The organism is Pseudomonas sp. B3(2017), from assembly GCF_002113595.1.
GTDB classification, from domain to species: Bacteria; Pseudomonadota; Gammaproteobacteria; order Pseudomonadales; family Pseudomonadaceae; genus Aquipseudomonas; species Aquipseudomonas ekonensis.
The window spans coordinates 63,522-78,519 of sequence record NZ_NEIU01000008.1; the positions used below are offsets into that span (position 1 = coordinate 63,522).

Here is a 14,998-nt window from a genome sequence, read left to right on the forward strand (position 1 = left end):
ATGCCGGCTAGATCCGCCCCGCAGGCGCATACGGCGCCGGATCGATGATCGGCGCCCGCCCCAGCATCACATCGGCGAACAGCTGACACGACGCCGGCGCCAGCACCAACCCGTTGCGGTAATGCCCGCAGTTGAGCCACAGCCCCTCGAAGCCCGGCACGGCGCCGATGTAGGGAACGCCTTCCGGCGAGCCCGGCCGCAGGCCGGCCCAATGCCCCACCACCTCGGCGTCGGCCAGCGCCGGCAGCAACTCCACCGCCGAAGCCTTCAGGCTGGCCAAGGCCACGTCGGTCGGCGTCTTGTCGAACCCTTCGTGCTCCAGCGTGCTGCCGATCAGGATATGCCCGTCGCGGCGCGGGATCGCATAGCGCCCCTTGGCCAGCACCATGCTCGGCAGGAAATCCGCCGCACACTTGTAGAGGATCATCTGCCCCTTGACCGGCTCCACCGGCAGCGTCAGATCCAGGGTCTTGAGCAGCTCGCCGCTCCAGGCGCCGGCGGACAACACCACCTGATCGCCCCGGATCACGCCCGCAGGGGTCTCTACGCCGACCACCCGCCCCCCTTCGCGCGCAAAGCCGCCGACCTCGCACTGCTCGCGGATGCTGACGTTCGGCAGTGCCTGCAACGCCGCCTTCAGCGATTTGACCAGGCGCGGGTTGCGCACGTTGGCCACGTCGTCCATGTAGACGGCCCGGGAGAACCCGCCGCCCAGGGCTGGCACCGCGTCATGGGCCGCCGAGATATCCACAGGCCGCAGCGGGCGCCCTTCCCGCTCGGCCCAGGCCAGCGCTTGCGCCTCGTCGTCCAGATCCAGCCAGTACAGGCCGGTGGTGTGCACTTCAGGGTCGACGCCGGTGGCGGCGAACAGGCGCTCGCCCAGCTGTGGATAAAAATCCTGCGACCAATGCGCCAGGGCGGTCACCGCCGGGCTGTAGCGCCACGGATAGAGCGGAGAAACGATGCCCCCGCCGGCCCAGGACGATTCCCGCCCCAGGTCCGAACGGTCCAGCAGCACCACGCTGCCCACCTCGTTGGCGAGGTTGTACGCGGTGAGCAGGCCAATCACCCCGCCACCGACAATCACCACTTGCTGTTGCCTGGTCATCTCTGTTCCAACCGTTAAATAGACAGCGGGCGCAAAGGGCGCCCCGATAAAGCGGCTCAGCGGCCCCAGCAATCCTTGGTGGTCAGCCCGGTGGTCGCGTTGTTCATGCTTCTCACGCCGGTGTTGGTGAGGGTGAAGTCCCCGCACTTGTCGGTGGCCATCGCCGTGCCGGCCTTGCGCGTCGCCGTCAGCAGGAAGGTCTGGTCGGTGATCGTCGGCGTGAGGGTGTAGAAATCGTTGCCGGCGCTCAGGCCGGTGACATTGGTGTAGACGTTGTTCTTCGAGTAGAAGCGCTCGAGGATCTGCGCCTGCTCCGACAGCAGCGACACCACTTCGCCACGGCGTCCCTTCTTCACGTACTCGGTGAGGCTCGGATAGCCGATGGTGATGACGATACCGATGATCGCGATCACGATCATGATTTCGATCAGGGTGAAGCCTCGGTGGGTTCTGCGCATGCCTCGGTTCTCGCTCACTGTAGTTGCCGCCACATGATGCGGCGGCTGCCGCCGCCGGATTTTTCCACCAGCGTGGTGATGGTGCCACTGGAATCGTTCACGACCTTGCGGCTCGCGCCGTTGACGATGGCGTTCAGGGTCGGAATGCCGCCGCTGAACACCACGCCGCTGGAGATCGTGTCGTTGGTGTCGACCACGCCGTCGGCGTTGGTGTCGAGCACCGCGTAGTTGAGCATCTTACCGCTGAACGCCTCGAGTTCGATGAGTTTGCCGGTGCCGAAGCTGGAACACGGGTCGGTGGTGTCGACGCTGGCGGTGGTGAACACGATCCGGCCCAGCACCAGGCTGGCCTGGTTGATCACCCGTTCGCCGGTCAGCACGTTGTTGTACACCAGCGGCAAGTACCAGCCTTTCTCCGCCGGATACGTCGTGTCGTTCTGGGAGGTGGTGACGAACTGACCTGAGCTGCCCGAGAAGGTGCCCGTGATGGATTGGGCCTGCAGGCTGCTCACCGTCAACTGCCCCGAGCCGCCCTCGGCGTCCCACACCGAATAGAACGCCTGCAGGTCCTTGTTGGTCTTGTCGGTGGTTTCGTTGAACTTGCCGGTGCCGACGAAGACCTGCTTGCCGCCCAGGGAATTGTCCGCCAGCAACGGTTGCGCGGTGATCGGCTGGGTCGCCCCGCCCGCCGTGGTGAACAGCGGCTTGCCGGAAAACGCCAAGCCCCAGCTGTCGCTGGAGGCGGCGCTCAGGTCGAACTTCCACAGGCGCCCCTTCAGGTCGCCGCCGTACGCGGCCTGCACCACGTTCTGCGAGTTGACCTTGAGCTTGACCGACGACAGGCCGTTGGTGGTCTCGGTGGCGTCGATCACGATCTTGCGGATCAACGAACCGTCGCGCACATCCAGCACATACAGCGCCGCCACCCCGGAGTTGCTGCCGTAACCGTTGGCGATGAACGCCGCCCAGCGCCCGTCGGCCAGACGCGCCACTTCCGCCCGGGCATAGGCGTAGCCCAGATCGTTGAACACGTTCGATGCGCTGGCGGTGGACGGCGCGCTGACTTCCCACAGCCCCTTGATCACGTTGCCCGCCGAGGCGTCGTACAACTGCAGCCCGTAAAAGGTCTTGCCGCCGGCGCCGGTACCGCCGATGGCCAGGGTTTTCCAGGCGGTGCCGAACTGCGCGTCGTACACGCCGACCTGGCCGTCCACCAGGAACTTGTGGCCGACGCCGTTGATGTAGGTCGGATCGGCGATCAGACGCAGCGACGGCAGCACGCTGGACGGCATGTAGGCATAGCGCCGGGTGCCGTTGGCCGAGTTGATGACGCTGACGAAACCGTCGTTGCCGTTCACCACCAGGCTGGCGTTCATGTTCGCCGCCTTGGCGGTCAGGTACGTGCTGTAGGAGGTGTCGCCCGACAGGTCGGACGCGGTTTTCTCCGAGGGCGACGCCAGCACCAGCGGCGAGTTGATGATGTCGCCCAGCAGTACGCTGCGCACCTTCAGGCCGGCTTTGTTGGTGCCCTTGCTCCATTCCACCAGATCGCTGCCACTGATGCCGGTGGGCAGGCCCTGGCCCAGGACGGTCTGCTGGGCGGCCGAGAAATTGCCGAAGGCCAGGGTGACGGCGGCGTTGGTCGTGGTGTTCCAGGACTGGTAGGTCGGTGCCGTGGCGCTGGGCACGATGGCCGTGTCGGTGCTCCACAGCACCGTCGACGTGTTCACCGCGCCGGTCGACGTGAACCCGAAGGACTTGATGGTGCCGCGCCAGTCCTTGGGGTCGTAGCTGGTCTGGAAGTAGCTGGTGCCGCTGGCCAGGGTGTTGCCGCTGGTGACCCCGCTGCCGCCGGAGCCGGCCTTGGAGGTGATGTCGCTCAGCGCGGCGGACAGCGCAGTGTTGAGGCCGGCGCTGTCGGTGGCCTGGTAGTACTTGCCCTGGCCGTAGCCGGCGGCGTCCGACAGCATGTCGTTGGCGGCGGTGAAGCCCACGGTGTAGGTGTTCATGTTCTGCTTGGGGAAGTCCGCCGCGTTCCAGCTCTTGCCCGCCGCGTCGGTGCCGGTGGAGCGCATGTCGATGTCGAAGGCGAACTTGGCGATGTCGTCCAGGTACAGCGTATCGCCCTCGCCGTCGCCGTTGAGGTTGTCGCCGTCGTTGTTGACCCCGTCCCAGTTGGGCAAGCGGTTGCCGCCCAGAGGATCGTTGTTCGGGAAGGTGCGGTCGTAGGTCGGCAAGCCGTCGGTGATCACCACCCCGTAGTTTTTCTGGCAGCGGTACTGGATCGGGCTGGTGTAGGTGTTCGGCGTGCTGTTGTAGTAAGGCGCCAGGCCGCGCATGTAACGGGTGATTTCGTAGTAGGTCTCCGCCAGCGGCGTGTTGGCCACGGCGCTCAAGCCGTTGATCGAAGAAATCAGGGCGTTGTAGTTGCTGTCGGCCTGGGCCTGGGTGACGCTGCCGGACACCGGCGACAGGTCGCTGACCGAACGGGCGATGTAGCCGCCGTTGCCGGGGTTGTTGTTGGTGGCCGGGTTGAACGTCGCCAGGCCGATGCGCAGGGAGCGGTTGCTGGTGACCAGCGCGGTGGACACGTTGCGCGCGACGTTGATCCGGTAGTCGTTGGGGATCGCGCCCGTGGTGAAGTCGCGGTTGCTGCCGTTGGCCAACCCGACCACGTAAGAGATGTAGTCGCCCGAATAGCGCGTGTTGCCGCTGCCCACCGGATCCGGCAGCTTCAGGCACAGGGGCGTCAGCGAGTTGTTGTAGAACGCGTAGGCCCCGCCGGAGCAACCCGAGGTGGGCAGGCTCGACAGGAACACCGAGTCGCCTGTGATCGCCGTCGAGCTCAGGCACAGGCCTGCGAAGGCATTGCACTGCTTGGCCGGCGTGCGATCCACCGTCGGATCGAACCCCGCCGCGTAGATGATGCTGTTCATGCTCCCCGAATCGTCGATCAGCAACATCACGTTCGGCGGCACCGCCGCAGCGCTCAGCAGCGGCGAGTCGGACGGCGTGAAGGCGTAGGCCGGCGCCGCCAGATACCCGCCGAGCAACAGCCCGGCCAACAGGGCCCGCCATGGCCGGCGCGGTTCAGTACTTGGCATAGACACTCTCCACCACGCTGCGCGAAGTGCCGGCGATGCCGACGGCCGTGACCCGGTACAGCGTCGCCGAGGTGTTGCTCGGCACATTGACGGCGGTCAGGGTGGTGCCGATGTTCTGCACGCCGTAGAACCCGCTGCCGGCGGCGATCCAGGTGACCCCGGACGAGGCGTTGAGCCCCGCCGCGCTGACCGTCGAGGACTCCGCCGGCGGCGCGCACTGGGCCGTGGTGGCGCACACCGCCAGCGAATAGCTGTCGAGCTGCACCGCGCTTTCGCCGATGCGCAGCGCCGCTTCGGCCACCTGGAACGACTGGTTGCGCAGGCTGACGCTGCCGGCCATCTTTTCCTGGAGGTTGGCGCTCTGCATCGACGACAGTCCGATCAGGGTCAACAGCAGCAGGAACACCAGGCTGACCAACAGCACCATGCCGCGCTGCGCCTGCGGGGGACGGAAAGGGATCGTCATCGGCCGGCCCTCATTGCAGGCGGTTGCGCAAGGCGGCAACCACGTTGAAGGTTTGGCTGCGCACCCGGTTGTTCGGGTCGGTGAGGGTCAGGCTCAGGCGCACGCTGCGGATGCGGGCCGGGTCGCTGGGGTTGCTGCTGTAGGTGGAGGCCGCGACATCCGTGGCGGACGCCGCCAGGCCGAACATGACGCTGAAGGCGCTGACGTTGTTGACCAGCGCCGACTGGGTCGGCGAGCCGCTGCCGGTGCCCATGAGTATCTGGTTGTTGCTGAAGCTGTAGACCAGGCGTCGGATCGGGAACGCGATCTGTCCGGACGCTGCGGCCCGCACGCCGGTGTAGGCCGTGGCGCTGTTGCGGCAATCGGAGAGCACCGTCCAGGTCGGCGTCCCGCCGCTGCCGCCGACATCGGCGGTGACCAGGGTCAGCTTGAGGTTGGCGTTGTCCCAGCTGATCGGCGCGATCTGGCTGGCGTTGAAATCGCCGGCGGAGCTGGAGTCGGTGATCGTGCCCAGGCAGCCGAACATCCCGACCATGCGGATCTCCTGGATCATCTTGCTCAGCACGAAGCGCGCGTCCTCCTGCATGGCGGCGGCGCTGTTCTGGCTGGCGTAGGTGTTTTTCGCGGCGATGAAGATCTGCACCACGCCCAGCACCACGATCAGCCCCAACGCCAGGGCGACCAGCAGTTCGATCAGGCCGAACCCGAGATTGCGGCGCTTCATGGCGTGGCCACCGGATCGACGGCGGCGCGGCTGGTGAGCACGAAGCTGCGCTGGGCGGTCGCGGCGTTGGCGGCCCGGGCATCGCTCCAGGTGATGGTGATGGTGTACACCCGCTGGTTCAGCGTGATGGTGCCGGTGGCGGTGGGCCCGCCGAAACCTGTGATATTGGTGGCGAAGTCGTAGAGGTCCTGGTCCCGGGCCACGCTCAGGTTGCCCGAGGCCGGCGGCGTGACGGTGTAGTCGGCCGCGGAATTGGCGCGGATCCGGTCCATCATGTCGTAGGCGATGAAACTGGCCTGGCTGGCCATCCGCGAGCTGTCGGTGTATTTCAGCGCATTGAGCTGAACCGCCGCCGCCCCCAGCAACCCGACCGTCAGAATCAGCAACGCGACCAGCACCTCGATCAGCGTCATGCCCTCCTGTGCACCCTTGCTCCCTGCCCTCATCCGCAGCTTCCACCCAATTGGATTCGTCCGTTCAGACACACGTTCAGCGTCCTGCTTTGCGTTCCCAGCGTGTAGCTGATGACCACCGCCGTCGACGGCGCCGCCAGCCCGCCCAGATTGTTGAAATCCAGCGCGCTCACTCCTGAGGTTAGCGTCAGAGTCGCCCCGCTGCTCATCGCTGGAACAACCCGCAATACATTGGCCGGTGTCCCCGTGCTGTCGTAGACCGACAACTCGCCAGTCCAAACGCTGCCGCCGGCGGTCGGCCGGATCCGTGTGGTCACGCCGCGGTCAATCGCTTCGAGTCGCGCATAGTTGAGGGCCCGCTGCAGGTCGCCGACTTCGGTGTCGGCCTTGCTGCCCTGCACCGACCGTGTAAACGCGGGCACCGCCATCGTGACCAGGACCACGAACACGGCGACCGCCACCAGCAGCTCGACCAGCGTGAAACCTTTTGTACAACGATCCATCGATGCCCTCCGTAGCCGTCGGCTATACCTGATACACGCTAGAACATCCGGCCGGCCGGCGTCGGCCGATTTGCCCTGCCCGACGCCGGGAGGCGCCGCGCACCTGCTCCACGGAGGGAGCCTTCATGCCGCAACCTGTCATGCCGCAACGGGGCCTGAGCCTGGTCGAACTGCTCATGGGACTGGCGATCGGCGCAATTGTTCTGTCGCTGGTCGGCCCGGCGTTCGCCGCGCTCACGGAGTCCAGCCGCCAGGAACAGGCGGCGCGGTCTCTGCTCGAAGGCATCCGCAACGCCCGCACGCTGGCCATCACGCACAACCGGACCGTGGTGATGCACGGCATCGACGGCGACTGGGGCCGGGGCTGGCGGATCATTCTGGACAACAGCGGCAAGGGGCCGGAGGACAGCGGCAATCCGCTGCTGGTCGAGCATGCGAGCGACGGGAAGGTGCCGGTCGTCGGCAATTGGTGGGTCAGCCGCTATGTGCGGTTCAGCGGCCTGGGCCAGCCGCTGATGCCCGGAAGGTCGTTTCAGGCGGGGAAGCTGCACATTTGCTCGGCCCGGGAGCCGGTCAGCCGATGGCAGATCGTGCTGGCGGCGAGCGGCCGCGTGCGCCTGGCCGGCGAAAAGGCCGAGCAGGCGCTGTGCGGCAAGGCGCAGGGCGTCAGATCGAACGGACGCGCAGCTCTTTCGGCATCGAGAACGTGATGTTCTCCTCACGCCCGGCCAACTCGTCGGCGCCGGTAGCACCCCAGGCCTGCAGCTGCTGGATCACGCCGCGCACCAGCACTTCCGGGGCGGAGGCGCCGGCGGTGATGCCGATGCGCTCGACGCCTTCGAACCAGGCCTCTTGCAGGTCTTCGGCGCCGTCGATCAGGTAGGCCGGGGTGGCCATCCGTTCGGCCAGTTCGCGCAGGCGGTTGGAGTTGGAGCTGTTCGGGCTGCCGACCACCAGCACCACATCGCACTCGTCGGCCAGTTGCTTGACCGCGTCCTGACGGTTTTGCGTGGCGTAGCAGATGTCGTCCTTGCGCGGGCCGCCGATGGCCGGGAACCGGGTGCGCAAGGCGTCGATGACGCGGCTGGTGTCATCCATGGACAGCGTGGTCTGGGTGACGAAGGCCAGCCGGTCTGGGTTGCGCACCTGCAGTTCGGCGACGTCCTGCTCGTCCTCGACGAGGTAGATCGCGCCGCCGTTGCTGGCGTCATACTGGCCCATGGTGCCTTCGACTTCCGGGTGGCCGGCATGGCCGATCAGGATGCATTCGCGCCCGTCGCGGCTGTACTTCGCCACTTCGATGTGCACCTTGGTCACCAGCGGGCACGTGGCGTCGAACACCTTGAGGCCGCGGCCGGCGGCTTCGCTGCGCACGGCCTGGGAGACGCCGTGGGCGCTGAAGATCACGATGACGTCGTCCGGCACCTGATCCAGCTCTTCGACGAAGACCGCGCCGCGGCTGCGCAGGTCTTCGACCACGAACTTGTTGTGCACCACTTCATGGCGCACGTAGATCGGCGGCCCGAACACTTCCAGGGCGCGGTTGACGATTTCGATCGCCCGGTCCACGCCAGCGCAGAAGCCACGGGGGTTGGCGAGTTTGATTTGCATGCTGTGCCTCGTGCCTTGCGCGCAAGAAATTGCGAATACAGTAAAAACCATTCAAAGGGGAAAGTCCCCTTCGAATGGGGAAGAACACGACGGGAGCGAGCCTGCCCGCTCCCGCACGGTCACTGCCCGATGACTCAGAGCGCCTTGACGGAAATGATTTCCACGTCGAAGGTCAGCGTCTTGCCGGCCAGCGGGTGGTTGAAATCGACGGTCACTTGCGCGTCGTCGAATTCCTTCACCACGCCCGGCAATTCAGTATTGGCCGCATCGTTGAAGATCACCAGCAGACCGGGCGACAGCTCCATGCCCGTGAACTGCGAACGGGGGATGACCTGCACGTTCTGCGGGTTCGGCTGGCCGAAGGCGTTCTCCGGCTCGATGGTCAGGGTGCGCTTGTCGCCGCCCTTGAAGCCGAACAGCGCCGCCTCAAAGCCCGGCAGCAGGTTGCCGTCGCCGACCTTGAAGGTCGCCGGGGCCTTGTCGAAGGTGCTGTCGACGGTGTCGCCGTTCTCCAGGCGCAATGCGAAGTGCAAGGTGACTTCGGTGTTCTGGCCGATGCGTTGCACGGCCGATACCTGTTCAGTCATGAACGGCCTCTTCGGTTTTCTTGGATTTGAACATGTCCAGTGCCAGCATCACCGCACCCACGGTGATGGCGCTGTCGGCGAAGTTGAACGCCGGGAAGTACCAGCGGTTCTGCCAGTGCACCAGGATGAAGTCGATCACATGGCCCAGGGCGATGCGGTCATACAGGTTGCCCAGCGCACCGCCCAGCACCAGCGCCAGGGCGACGGCCAGCCAGGTTTCGTTGCGGCCCAGGCGCTTGAGCCAGACCACCAGCACCGCACTGACCACGATGGCGATCAGCGCGAACAGCCAGCGCTGCCAGCCGGAGCTGTCCGCCAGGAAGCTGAACGCGGCGCCCGTGTTGTAGGCCAAGGTCCAGCTGAAGTAGTCGGGAATGACCACGATCTGCTGGAACATTTCGAGCTTGCCTTCGAAGTAGAACTTGCTGGCCTGGTCGATGACCAGCACCAGCACGCTCAACCAGAGCCAGCCCAGCCGTCCGAAACGGCCCACGGCATTAGGCATAGTGACGCACCTCGCCGGCGCCGCTGATGTTGTCCACGCAACGGCCGCAGATTTCCGGATGCTCCGGGTTCACGCCGACGTCTTCACGGCAGTGCCAGCAACGGGCGCACTTGGTGTGGTTCGACTTGACGATCTTCAGCTTCAGGCCGCTGACTTCGGTGGCCACCGCATCGGCCGGCGCCTGGGTGAACGGCGCGACGGCGGCGGTGGAGGTGATCAGCACGAAGCGCAGTTCGTTGCTCAGTTTGGCCAGGTCGGCGCTCAGGGCATCCTCGGCGAACAGGGTCACTTCGGCCTGCAGGTTGCCGCCGACGGCCTTGGCCGCGCGCTGGATCTCCATTTCCTTGTTGACCGCGACCTTCACTTCCATGATGCGGTCCCAGTAGGCACGGCCCAGCTCGAAGCCTTCCGGCAGTTCGGTCAGCCCTTCGTACCAGGTGTTGAGCATCACCGATTCGTTGCGCTCGCCCGGCAGGTACTGCCACAGCTCGTCGGCGGTGAACGCCAGGATCGGCGCGATCCAGCGCACCAGCGCCTCGCAGATGTGGAACAGCGCGGTCTGGCACGAACGGCGGGCCTTGCTGTCGGCGCCGGTGGTGTACTGGCGGTCCTTGATGATGTCGAGGTAGAAGCCGCCCAGCTCCTGCACGCAGAAGTTGTGGATCTTGGAGTAGACGTTCCAGAAACGGTATTCGCCGTAGCTTTCCTTCAGCTCGTTCTGCAGCATCAGCGTGCGGTCCACCGCCCAGCGGTCCAGCGCCAGCATGTCTTCGGCCGGCAGCAGGTCGGTGGCCGGATCGAAGCCGGTCAGGTTGGAGAGCAGGAAGCGCGCGGTGTTGCGGATGCGCCGGTAGGCGTCCGCGCTGCGCTGCAGGATCTGCTCGGACACCGCCATTTCGCCGGAGTAGTCGGTGGAAGCGACCCACAGGCGCATGATGTCGGCGCCCAGGGTGTCGTTGACCTTCTGCGGCGCGATCACGTTGCCCAGGGACTTGGACATCTTGCGGCCCGCCTCGTCCACGGTGAAGCCGTGGGTCAGCAGCTCGCGGTACGGCGCATGGTTGTCGATGGCGCAGCCGGTCAGCAGCGAGGAGTGGAACCAGCCGCGGTGCTGGTCGGAACCTTCCAGGTACAGGTCGGCGCGCGGGCCGGTCTCGTGGCCCATCGGGTGCGAGCCGCGCAGCACGTGCCAGTGGGTGGTGCCCGAGTCGAACCAGACGTCGAGGGTGTCGCTGATCTTGTCGTACTGCGGCGCTTCATCGCCCAGCAGTTCGGCCGCGTCCAGCTTGAACCAGGCGTCGATGCCTTCGGCTTCGACGCGCTTGGCGACCTCTTCCATCAGCTCGACGGTGCGCGGGTGCAGTTCGCCGCTTTCCTTGTTCAGGAAGAACGGGATCGGCACGCCCCAGTTGCGCTGACGGGAGATGCACCAGTCCGGACGGTTGGCGATCATCGAGTGCAGACGCGCCTGGCCCCAGGCCGGCACGAACTTGGTCTCTTCGATAGCCTTGAGCGAGCGCTGGCGCAGGGTGTCGCCGGCGGTCGGCTGCTTGTCCATGCCGATGAACCACTGCGCGGTGGCGCGGTAGATCAGCGGGGTCTTGTGGCGCCAGCAGTGCATGTAGCTGTGGTCGATGACGGTGGTGTGCAGCAGCGCACCGACTTCGCTCAGCTTGTCGACGATGGCCGGGTTGGCCTTCCAGATGAACTGGCCGCCGAAGAATTCCAGCGACGGTGCGTAGACGCCGTTGCTCTGCACCGGGTTGAGGATGTCGTCGTTGACCATGCCGTATTTCTTGCAGGTCACGAAGTCGTCCACGCCGTAGGCCGGAGCGGAGTGAACCACGCCGGTGCCGGCGCCCAGCTCCACGTAGTCGGCCAGGTACACCGGCGACAGGCGGTCATAGAACGGGTGGCGGAAGTTGATCAGCTCCAGCGCCGAACCCGGCGCGGTGGCCAGCACGGTGCCTTCTACACCGTAACGGGACAGGCACGACTCCACCAGCTCTTCGGCCAGCACCAGCAGCTTGTCGCCGACATCGACCAAGGCGTAGTTGAATTCCGGGTGGACGTTCAGCGCCTGGTTGGCCGGGATGGTCCACGGGGTGGTGGTCCAGATCACGATGGCGGCCGGTTTGGCCAGCGACGCCAGGCCGAACGCGGCGGCCAGCTTGGCCTCGTCGGCGATCGGGAACGCCACGTCGATGGTCGAGGATTTCTTGTTCTCGTATTCGACTTCCGCCTCGGCCAGGGCCGAACCGCAGTCGAAGCACCAGTTCACGGGCTTGAGGCCCTTGAACACGAAACCGCCCTTGACGATTTCGGCGAGGGCGCGGATCTCACCGGCCTCGTTCTTGAAATCCATGGTCTTGTACGGGTTGGCGAAGTCGCCCAGCACGCCGAGGCGGATGAACTCGCTCTTCTGGCCTTCGATCTGCTCGGACGCGTAGGCGCGGCACAGTTCGCGGGTCTTTTCCGCGCCCAGGTTCTTGCCGTGGGTCACTTCGACCTTGTGCTCGATCGGCAGGCCGTGGCAGTCCCAGCCCGGCACGTACGGCGCGTCGAAGCCCGACAGGGTCTTCGAGCGGATGATCATGTCCTTGAGAATCTTGTTCAGTGCGTGACCGATGTGGATCGTGCCGTTGGCGTACGGAGGGCCGTCGTGCAGGACGAACTTCGGACGGTCCTTGCCAATCTCGCGCAACTTTCCGTACAGGCCAATACTGTCCCAGCGCTGCAGGATCTGCGGTTCGCGCTGTGGCAGGCCGGCCTTCATTGGGAAGGCGGTGTCCGGAAGGTTTAGCGTGGCTTTATAGTCGGTCATTTAAGGCTCTTCATTAGCGATGGGCGCTAGGTGCGGCGAGTGCACGGGCGGCGGCGACATCCGCGTTGATCGCCGTTTTCAGTGCCTCCAGGGAGGCGAAACGCTGCTCTTCACGCAGCTTTTGGTGGAAAACCACCGTCAGGCGCCGGTCGTACAGATCGCCGGCGAAATCGAGTAGATGGACTTCAAGGTGGGCCTTGCCGTCACCTTGCACCGTGGGCCGCACGCCGATGTTGGCGACGCCGGGCCAGGTCTTGCCGTCGATGGCGACGTCGACCAGGTAGACCCCGGTGAACGGCACGCGACGGCGCTTGAGCTGAATGTTGGCTGTGGGCGTACCCAGTTGCCGGGCCAGTTTCTGGCCGTGCAGCACGCGGCCGGCGATCCGGTACGGACGGCCGAGCAAACGTTCGGCCAGAGCGAAATCGGCGGCGGCCAGCGCGTTGCGCACCTGGGTGCTGCTGACCCGCAGGCCGTCCAGCTCGACGGTCTGCGCGGCCTCCACGGTGAAACCGTGCACCTGGCCGGCCTGCAGCAGGAAATCGAAATCGCCGAGACGGTCGCAGCCGAAACGGAAATCGTCGCCGACCTCCAGGTGCTGCACGCCGAGGCCGTCCACGAGGATGGTGTCGACGAACTCGCTGGCGCTGAGCTTGCTCAGGCGCTGGTTGAACGCCAGGCACAGCACTCGGTCGACGCCTTCGGCGGCCAGCAGCTGCAGTTTGTCCCGCAGCCGGGCCAGGCGTGCCGGCGCTGTGTCCGGGGCGAAGAATTCCCGGGGCTGCGGCTCGAAAATCACTACGCAGCTGGGCACGCCCAACTCGAGCGCACGCTCGCGCAGCCGGCCCAGGATAGCCTGGTGACCCCGGTGCACACCGTCAAAGTTGCCAATAGTGGCGACGCAGCCCCGATGCTGGGGGCGCAAGTTGTGAAGGCCTCGAACCAGCTGCATAACGCGCTTCTTGCTCATAAAGTGGCCGATTATAACCACACCCGACGGCCGACGACAGGCAACACCGTCACCCAAAGTGATCGAGCCGACAAAACCGCCGGCCCGAACCGCAGCGCAGGGGCCGAAACCTCAGCCCAACGCCTTGCGGTTGAAGTCGCGCAGGCGGAAGCCCAACAGCAGCAGCATGCCGAAATACGCCACCACGCCCGCCACCACCAGCACGCCCAGGCGCAGGAAACGCTCCAGCATGTGCCCCTGATCCCAGGCCGGCATGAAACGCATGCCGACCAGCAGCACCAGCGACATCACCGCGACCGCCACCAGCAGCTTGAAGCCGAACGCGGCCCAGCCCGGCTGCGGCTGGTACATCTGCTGCTTGCGCAGCTGATAGAACAAAAGCCCGGCGTTCAGGCACGCGCCGGCGCTGATCGCCAGCGCCAGGCCGGCATGGGCCAGCGGGCCGATCAGCAGCAGGTTGAACAACTGGGTGACGATCAGGGTGAAGATCGCGATCTTCACCGGCGTGCGGATGTTCTGCTGCGCATAGAAACCCGGCGCCAGCACCTTGATCAGAATGATCCCGAGCAGGCCGACGGAATAGGCGATCAGCGCCCGCTGGGTCATCGCCGCATCGAAACCGGTGAACTGACCGTACTGGAACAGCGACACCGTCAAAGGCTCGGCGAGGATGCCCAGCGCCAGCGCGCACGGCAGCACCAGCACGAAGCACAGGCGCAGGCCCCAGTCGAGGATGCGCGAATATTCGTGGCGGTCTTTGTTGGCGTAGGTCTTGGCCAGGGTCGGCAGCAGGATCGTGCCCAGCGCCACGCCCAGCACGCCGGACGGCAATTCCATCAAGCGGTCGGCGTAGTACATCCAGGACACCGAGCCGGCCACCAGGAACGAGGCGAAAATGGTGTTGATGATCAGGGAGATTTGGCTGACCGACACCCCGACGATCGCCGGCAGCATCTGCTTCATCACCCGCCAGACACCGGTGTCGCGCAGGTTCAGGCGCGGCAGCACCAGCATGCCGATCTTCTTCAGGTGCGGCAGTTGGTAGAGCAGCTGCGCCAGGCCTCCGACCAGCACCGCCCAGCCCAGGGCCATGACCGGCGGATCGAAGTACGGGGTCAGGAACAGCGAAAACACGATCATGCTGACGTTCAGCAGCGTCGGCACGAAGGCCGGCACCGAAAAGCGGTTCCAGGTGTTGAGGATCGCTCCGGCCAGCGAAGACAGCGAGATCAGCAATATATAAGGAAAAGTCACCCGCAGCAGGTCGGAGGTGAGGCGGAACTTCTCCGGCGTATCGGCAAAGCCCGGCGCGGTGGCCCAGATCACCCACGGCGCGGCGAGCATGCCCAGCGCCGTGACGAGGGCCAGCACCAGGGTCAGCAGGCCCGAGACATAGGCGATGAACGTGCGGGTGGCCTCCTCGCCCTTCTGGCTCTTGTATTCGGCCAGGATCGGCACGAACGCCTGGGAGAACGCGCCTTCGGCGAAGATCCGCCGCAGCAGGTTGGGCAGCTTGAAGGCGATGAAGAAGGCGTCGGTCGCCATTCCGGCGCCGAACGTGCGCGCGATGAGCGTGTCGCGGACAAACCCGAGAACCCGGGAAAGCATCGTGATAGAGCTGACGGCGGCCAACGATTTGAGCAGATTCATTGAAGGAATGTGTGCCTGTCGATAAACAGCAGGCGAACTGTGCGCCCACTTGTGCGATACTCCGCGCCGCAACAG

General features: G+C 65.6%; 14 protein-coding genes. 1 reads left to right on the forward strand and 13 read right to left on the reverse strand.

The window, feature by feature from the left end; all coding sequences use genetic code 11:
• Window positions 1-7: 7 nt before the first annotated feature.
• Genes thiO through CAG33_RS13855 form a run of 7 tightly spaced genes read right to left on the reverse strand, consistent with a single transcriptional unit; the run spans window position 8 to window position 6,776 of the window.
• Window positions 8-1,108, reverse strand: a complete 1,101-nt coding sequence (thiO, locus tag CAG33_RS13825) for a glycine oxidase ThiO (RefSeq protein WP_085638861.1) — start codon at window positions 1,106-1,108, stop codon at window positions 8-10.
• 56 nt (window positions 1,109-1,164) lie between these two features.
• On the reverse strand, window positions 1,165-1,566 hold the full coding sequence (locus CAG33_RS13830; protein ID WP_085584202.1) for a type IV pilin protein: 402 nt from the start codon (window positions 1,564-1,566) through the stop codon (window positions 1,165-1,167).
• A 14-nt stretch (window positions 1,567-1,580) separates the two neighbouring features.
• Window positions 1,581-4,670, reverse strand: coding sequence for a pilus assembly protein (locus CAG33_RS13835; RefSeq protein WP_085638864.1), 3,090 nt, complete (start codon window positions 4,668-4,670; stop codon window positions 1,581-1,583).
• Window positions 4,657-5,136 (reverse strand): PilX N-terminal domain-containing pilus assembly protein, encoded by a 480-nt coding sequence (locus tag CAG33_RS13840; protein WP_085584199.1) that lies wholly within the window; start codon window positions 5,134-5,136, stop codon window positions 4,657-4,659. The genes CAG33_RS13835 and CAG33_RS13840 overlap by 14 nt, the downstream gene beginning before the upstream one ends.
• A 10-nt stretch (window positions 5,137-5,146) precedes the next feature.
• On the reverse strand, window positions 5,147-5,860 hold the full coding sequence (locus tag CAG33_RS13845) for a PilW family protein (RefSeq protein WP_085584197.1): 714 nt from the start codon (window positions 5,858-5,860) through the stop codon (window positions 5,147-5,149).
• Window positions 5,857-6,306 carry a type IV pilus modification protein PilV gene (gene pilV / locus CAG33_RS13850; RefSeq protein ID WP_085584195.1) on the reverse strand — a complete coding sequence of 150 codons (450 nt, stop codon included), beginning with the start codon at window positions 6,304-6,306 and terminating at the stop codon, window positions 5,857-5,859. The genes CAG33_RS13845 and pilV overlap by 4 nt, the downstream gene beginning before the upstream one ends.
• Window positions 6,303-6,776 (reverse strand): GspH/FimT family protein, encoded by a 474-nt coding sequence (locus CAG33_RS13855; RefSeq protein ID WP_085584193.1) that lies wholly within the window; start codon window positions 6,774-6,776, stop codon window positions 6,303-6,305. Before CAG33_RS13855 ends, pilV begins: the two co-directional genes overlap by 4 nt.
• Window positions 6,777-6,916: 140 nt before the next feature.
• Here CAG33_RS13855 and CAG33_RS13860 point away from each other — a divergent pair, with 140 nt between their 5' ends.
• Window positions 6,917-7,486, forward strand: a complete 570-nt coding sequence (locus tag CAG33_RS13860; protein ID WP_085584313.1) for a GspH/FimT family pseudopilin — start codon at window positions 6,917-6,919, stop codon at window positions 7,484-7,486.
• On the opposite strand, the gene ispH is transcribed toward CAG33_RS13860, so the two are convergent.
• From ispH to murJ, 6 genes are all read right to left on the reverse strand, one after another.
• Complete coding sequence (ispH, locus tag CAG33_RS13865; RefSeq protein WP_085584191.1) at window positions 7,443-8,387, reverse strand: 4-hydroxy-3-methylbut-2-enyl diphosphate reductase; 945 nt, start codon at window positions 8,385-8,387, stop codon at window positions 7,443-7,445. The two genes, CAG33_RS13860 and ispH, sit on opposite strands and share 44 nt — an antisense overlap.
• Before the next feature lie 134 nt (window positions 8,388-8,521).
• Window positions 8,522-8,974, reverse strand: a complete 453-nt coding sequence (gene fkpB, locus CAG33_RS13870; protein ID WP_085584189.1) for an FKBP-type peptidyl-prolyl cis-trans isomerase — start codon at window positions 8,972-8,974, stop codon at window positions 8,522-8,524.
• Window positions 8,967-9,479: a signal peptidase II gene (lspA, locus tag CAG33_RS13875; protein ID WP_085584187.1), complete on the reverse strand. Its 513-nt coding sequence runs from the start codon at window positions 9,477-9,479 to the stop codon at window positions 8,967-8,969. Before lspA ends, fkpB begins: the two co-directional genes overlap by 8 nt.
• Window positions 9,472-12,303, reverse strand: coding sequence for an isoleucine--tRNA ligase (ileS, locus tag CAG33_RS13880; protein WP_085638867.1), 2,832 nt, complete (start codon window positions 12,301-12,303; stop codon window positions 9,472-9,474). Before ileS ends, lspA begins: the two co-directional genes overlap by 8 nt.
• A 13-nt stretch (window positions 12,304-12,316) precedes the next feature.
• Window positions 12,317-13,255 (reverse strand): bifunctional riboflavin kinase/FAD synthetase, encoded by a 939-nt coding sequence (ribF, locus tag CAG33_RS13885; RefSeq protein WP_085584183.1) that lies wholly within the window; start codon window positions 13,253-13,255, stop codon window positions 12,317-12,319.
• Window positions 13,256-13,384: 129 nt separating this feature from the next.
• Window positions 13,385-14,923, reverse strand: coding sequence for a murein biosynthesis integral membrane protein MurJ (gene murJ, locus CAG33_RS13890; RefSeq protein WP_085584181.1), 1,539 nt, complete (start codon window positions 14,921-14,923; stop codon window positions 13,385-13,387).
• Window positions 14,924-14,998: the final 75 nt, after the last annotated feature.

Excerpts from the sequence above, each read along its gene's own strand:
- CAG33_RS13860 (WP_085584313.1), top strand. The coding sequence starts at position 6,917 with ATGCCGCAACGGGGCCTGAGCCTGGTCGAACTGCTCATGGGACTGGCG.
- ileS (WP_085638867.1), bottom strand. The coding sequence starts at position 12,303 with ATGACCGACTATAAAGCCACGCTAAACCTTCCGGACACCGCCTTCCCA.
- CAG33_RS13835 (WP_085638864.1), bottom strand. The coding sequence starts at position 4,670 with ATGCCAAGTACTGAACCGCGCCGGCCATGGCGGGCCCTGTTGGCCGGG.
- CAG33_RS13830 (WP_085584202.1), bottom strand. The coding sequence starts at position 1,566 with ATGCGCAGAACCCACCGAGGCTTCACCCTGATCGAAATCATGATCGTG.
- lspA (WP_085584187.1), bottom strand. The coding sequence starts at position 9,479 with ATGCCTAATGCCGTGGGCCGTTTCGGACGGCTGGGCTGGCTCTGGTTG.
- CAG33_RS13855 (WP_085584193.1), bottom strand. The coding sequence starts at position 6,776 with ATGGATCGTTGTACAAAAGGTTTCACGCTGGTCGAGCTGCTGGTGGCG.
- ispH (WP_085584191.1), bottom strand. The coding sequence starts at position 8,387 with ATGCAAATCAAACTCGCCAACCCCCGTGGCTTCTGCGCTGGCGTGGAC.
- thiO (WP_085638861.1), bottom strand. The coding sequence starts at position 1,108 with ATGACCAGGCAACAGCAAGTGGTGATTGTCGGTGGCGGGGTGATTGGC.
- murJ (WP_085584181.1), bottom strand. The coding sequence starts at position 14,923 with ATGAATCTGCTCAAATCGTTGGCCGCCGTCAGCTCTATCACGATGCTT.
- pilV (WP_085584195.1), bottom strand. The coding sequence starts at position 6,306 with ATGAGGGCAGGGAGCAAGGGTGCACAGGAGGGCATGACGCTGATCGAG.
- fkpB (WP_085584189.1), bottom strand. The coding sequence starts at position 8,974 with ATGACTGAACAGGTATCGGCCGTGCAACGCATCGGCCAGAACACCGAA.
- ribF (WP_085584183.1), bottom strand. The coding sequence starts at position 13,255 with ATGCAGCTGGTTCGAGGCCTTCACAACTTGCGCCCCCAGCATCGGGGC.
- CAG33_RS13845 (WP_085584197.1), bottom strand. The coding sequence starts at position 5,860 with ATGAAGCGCCGCAATCTCGGGTTCGGCCTGATCGAACTGCTGGTCGCC.
- CAG33_RS13840 (WP_085584199.1), bottom strand. The coding sequence starts at position 5,136 with ATGACGATCCCTTTCCGTCCCCCGCAGGCGCAGCGCGGCATGGTGCTG.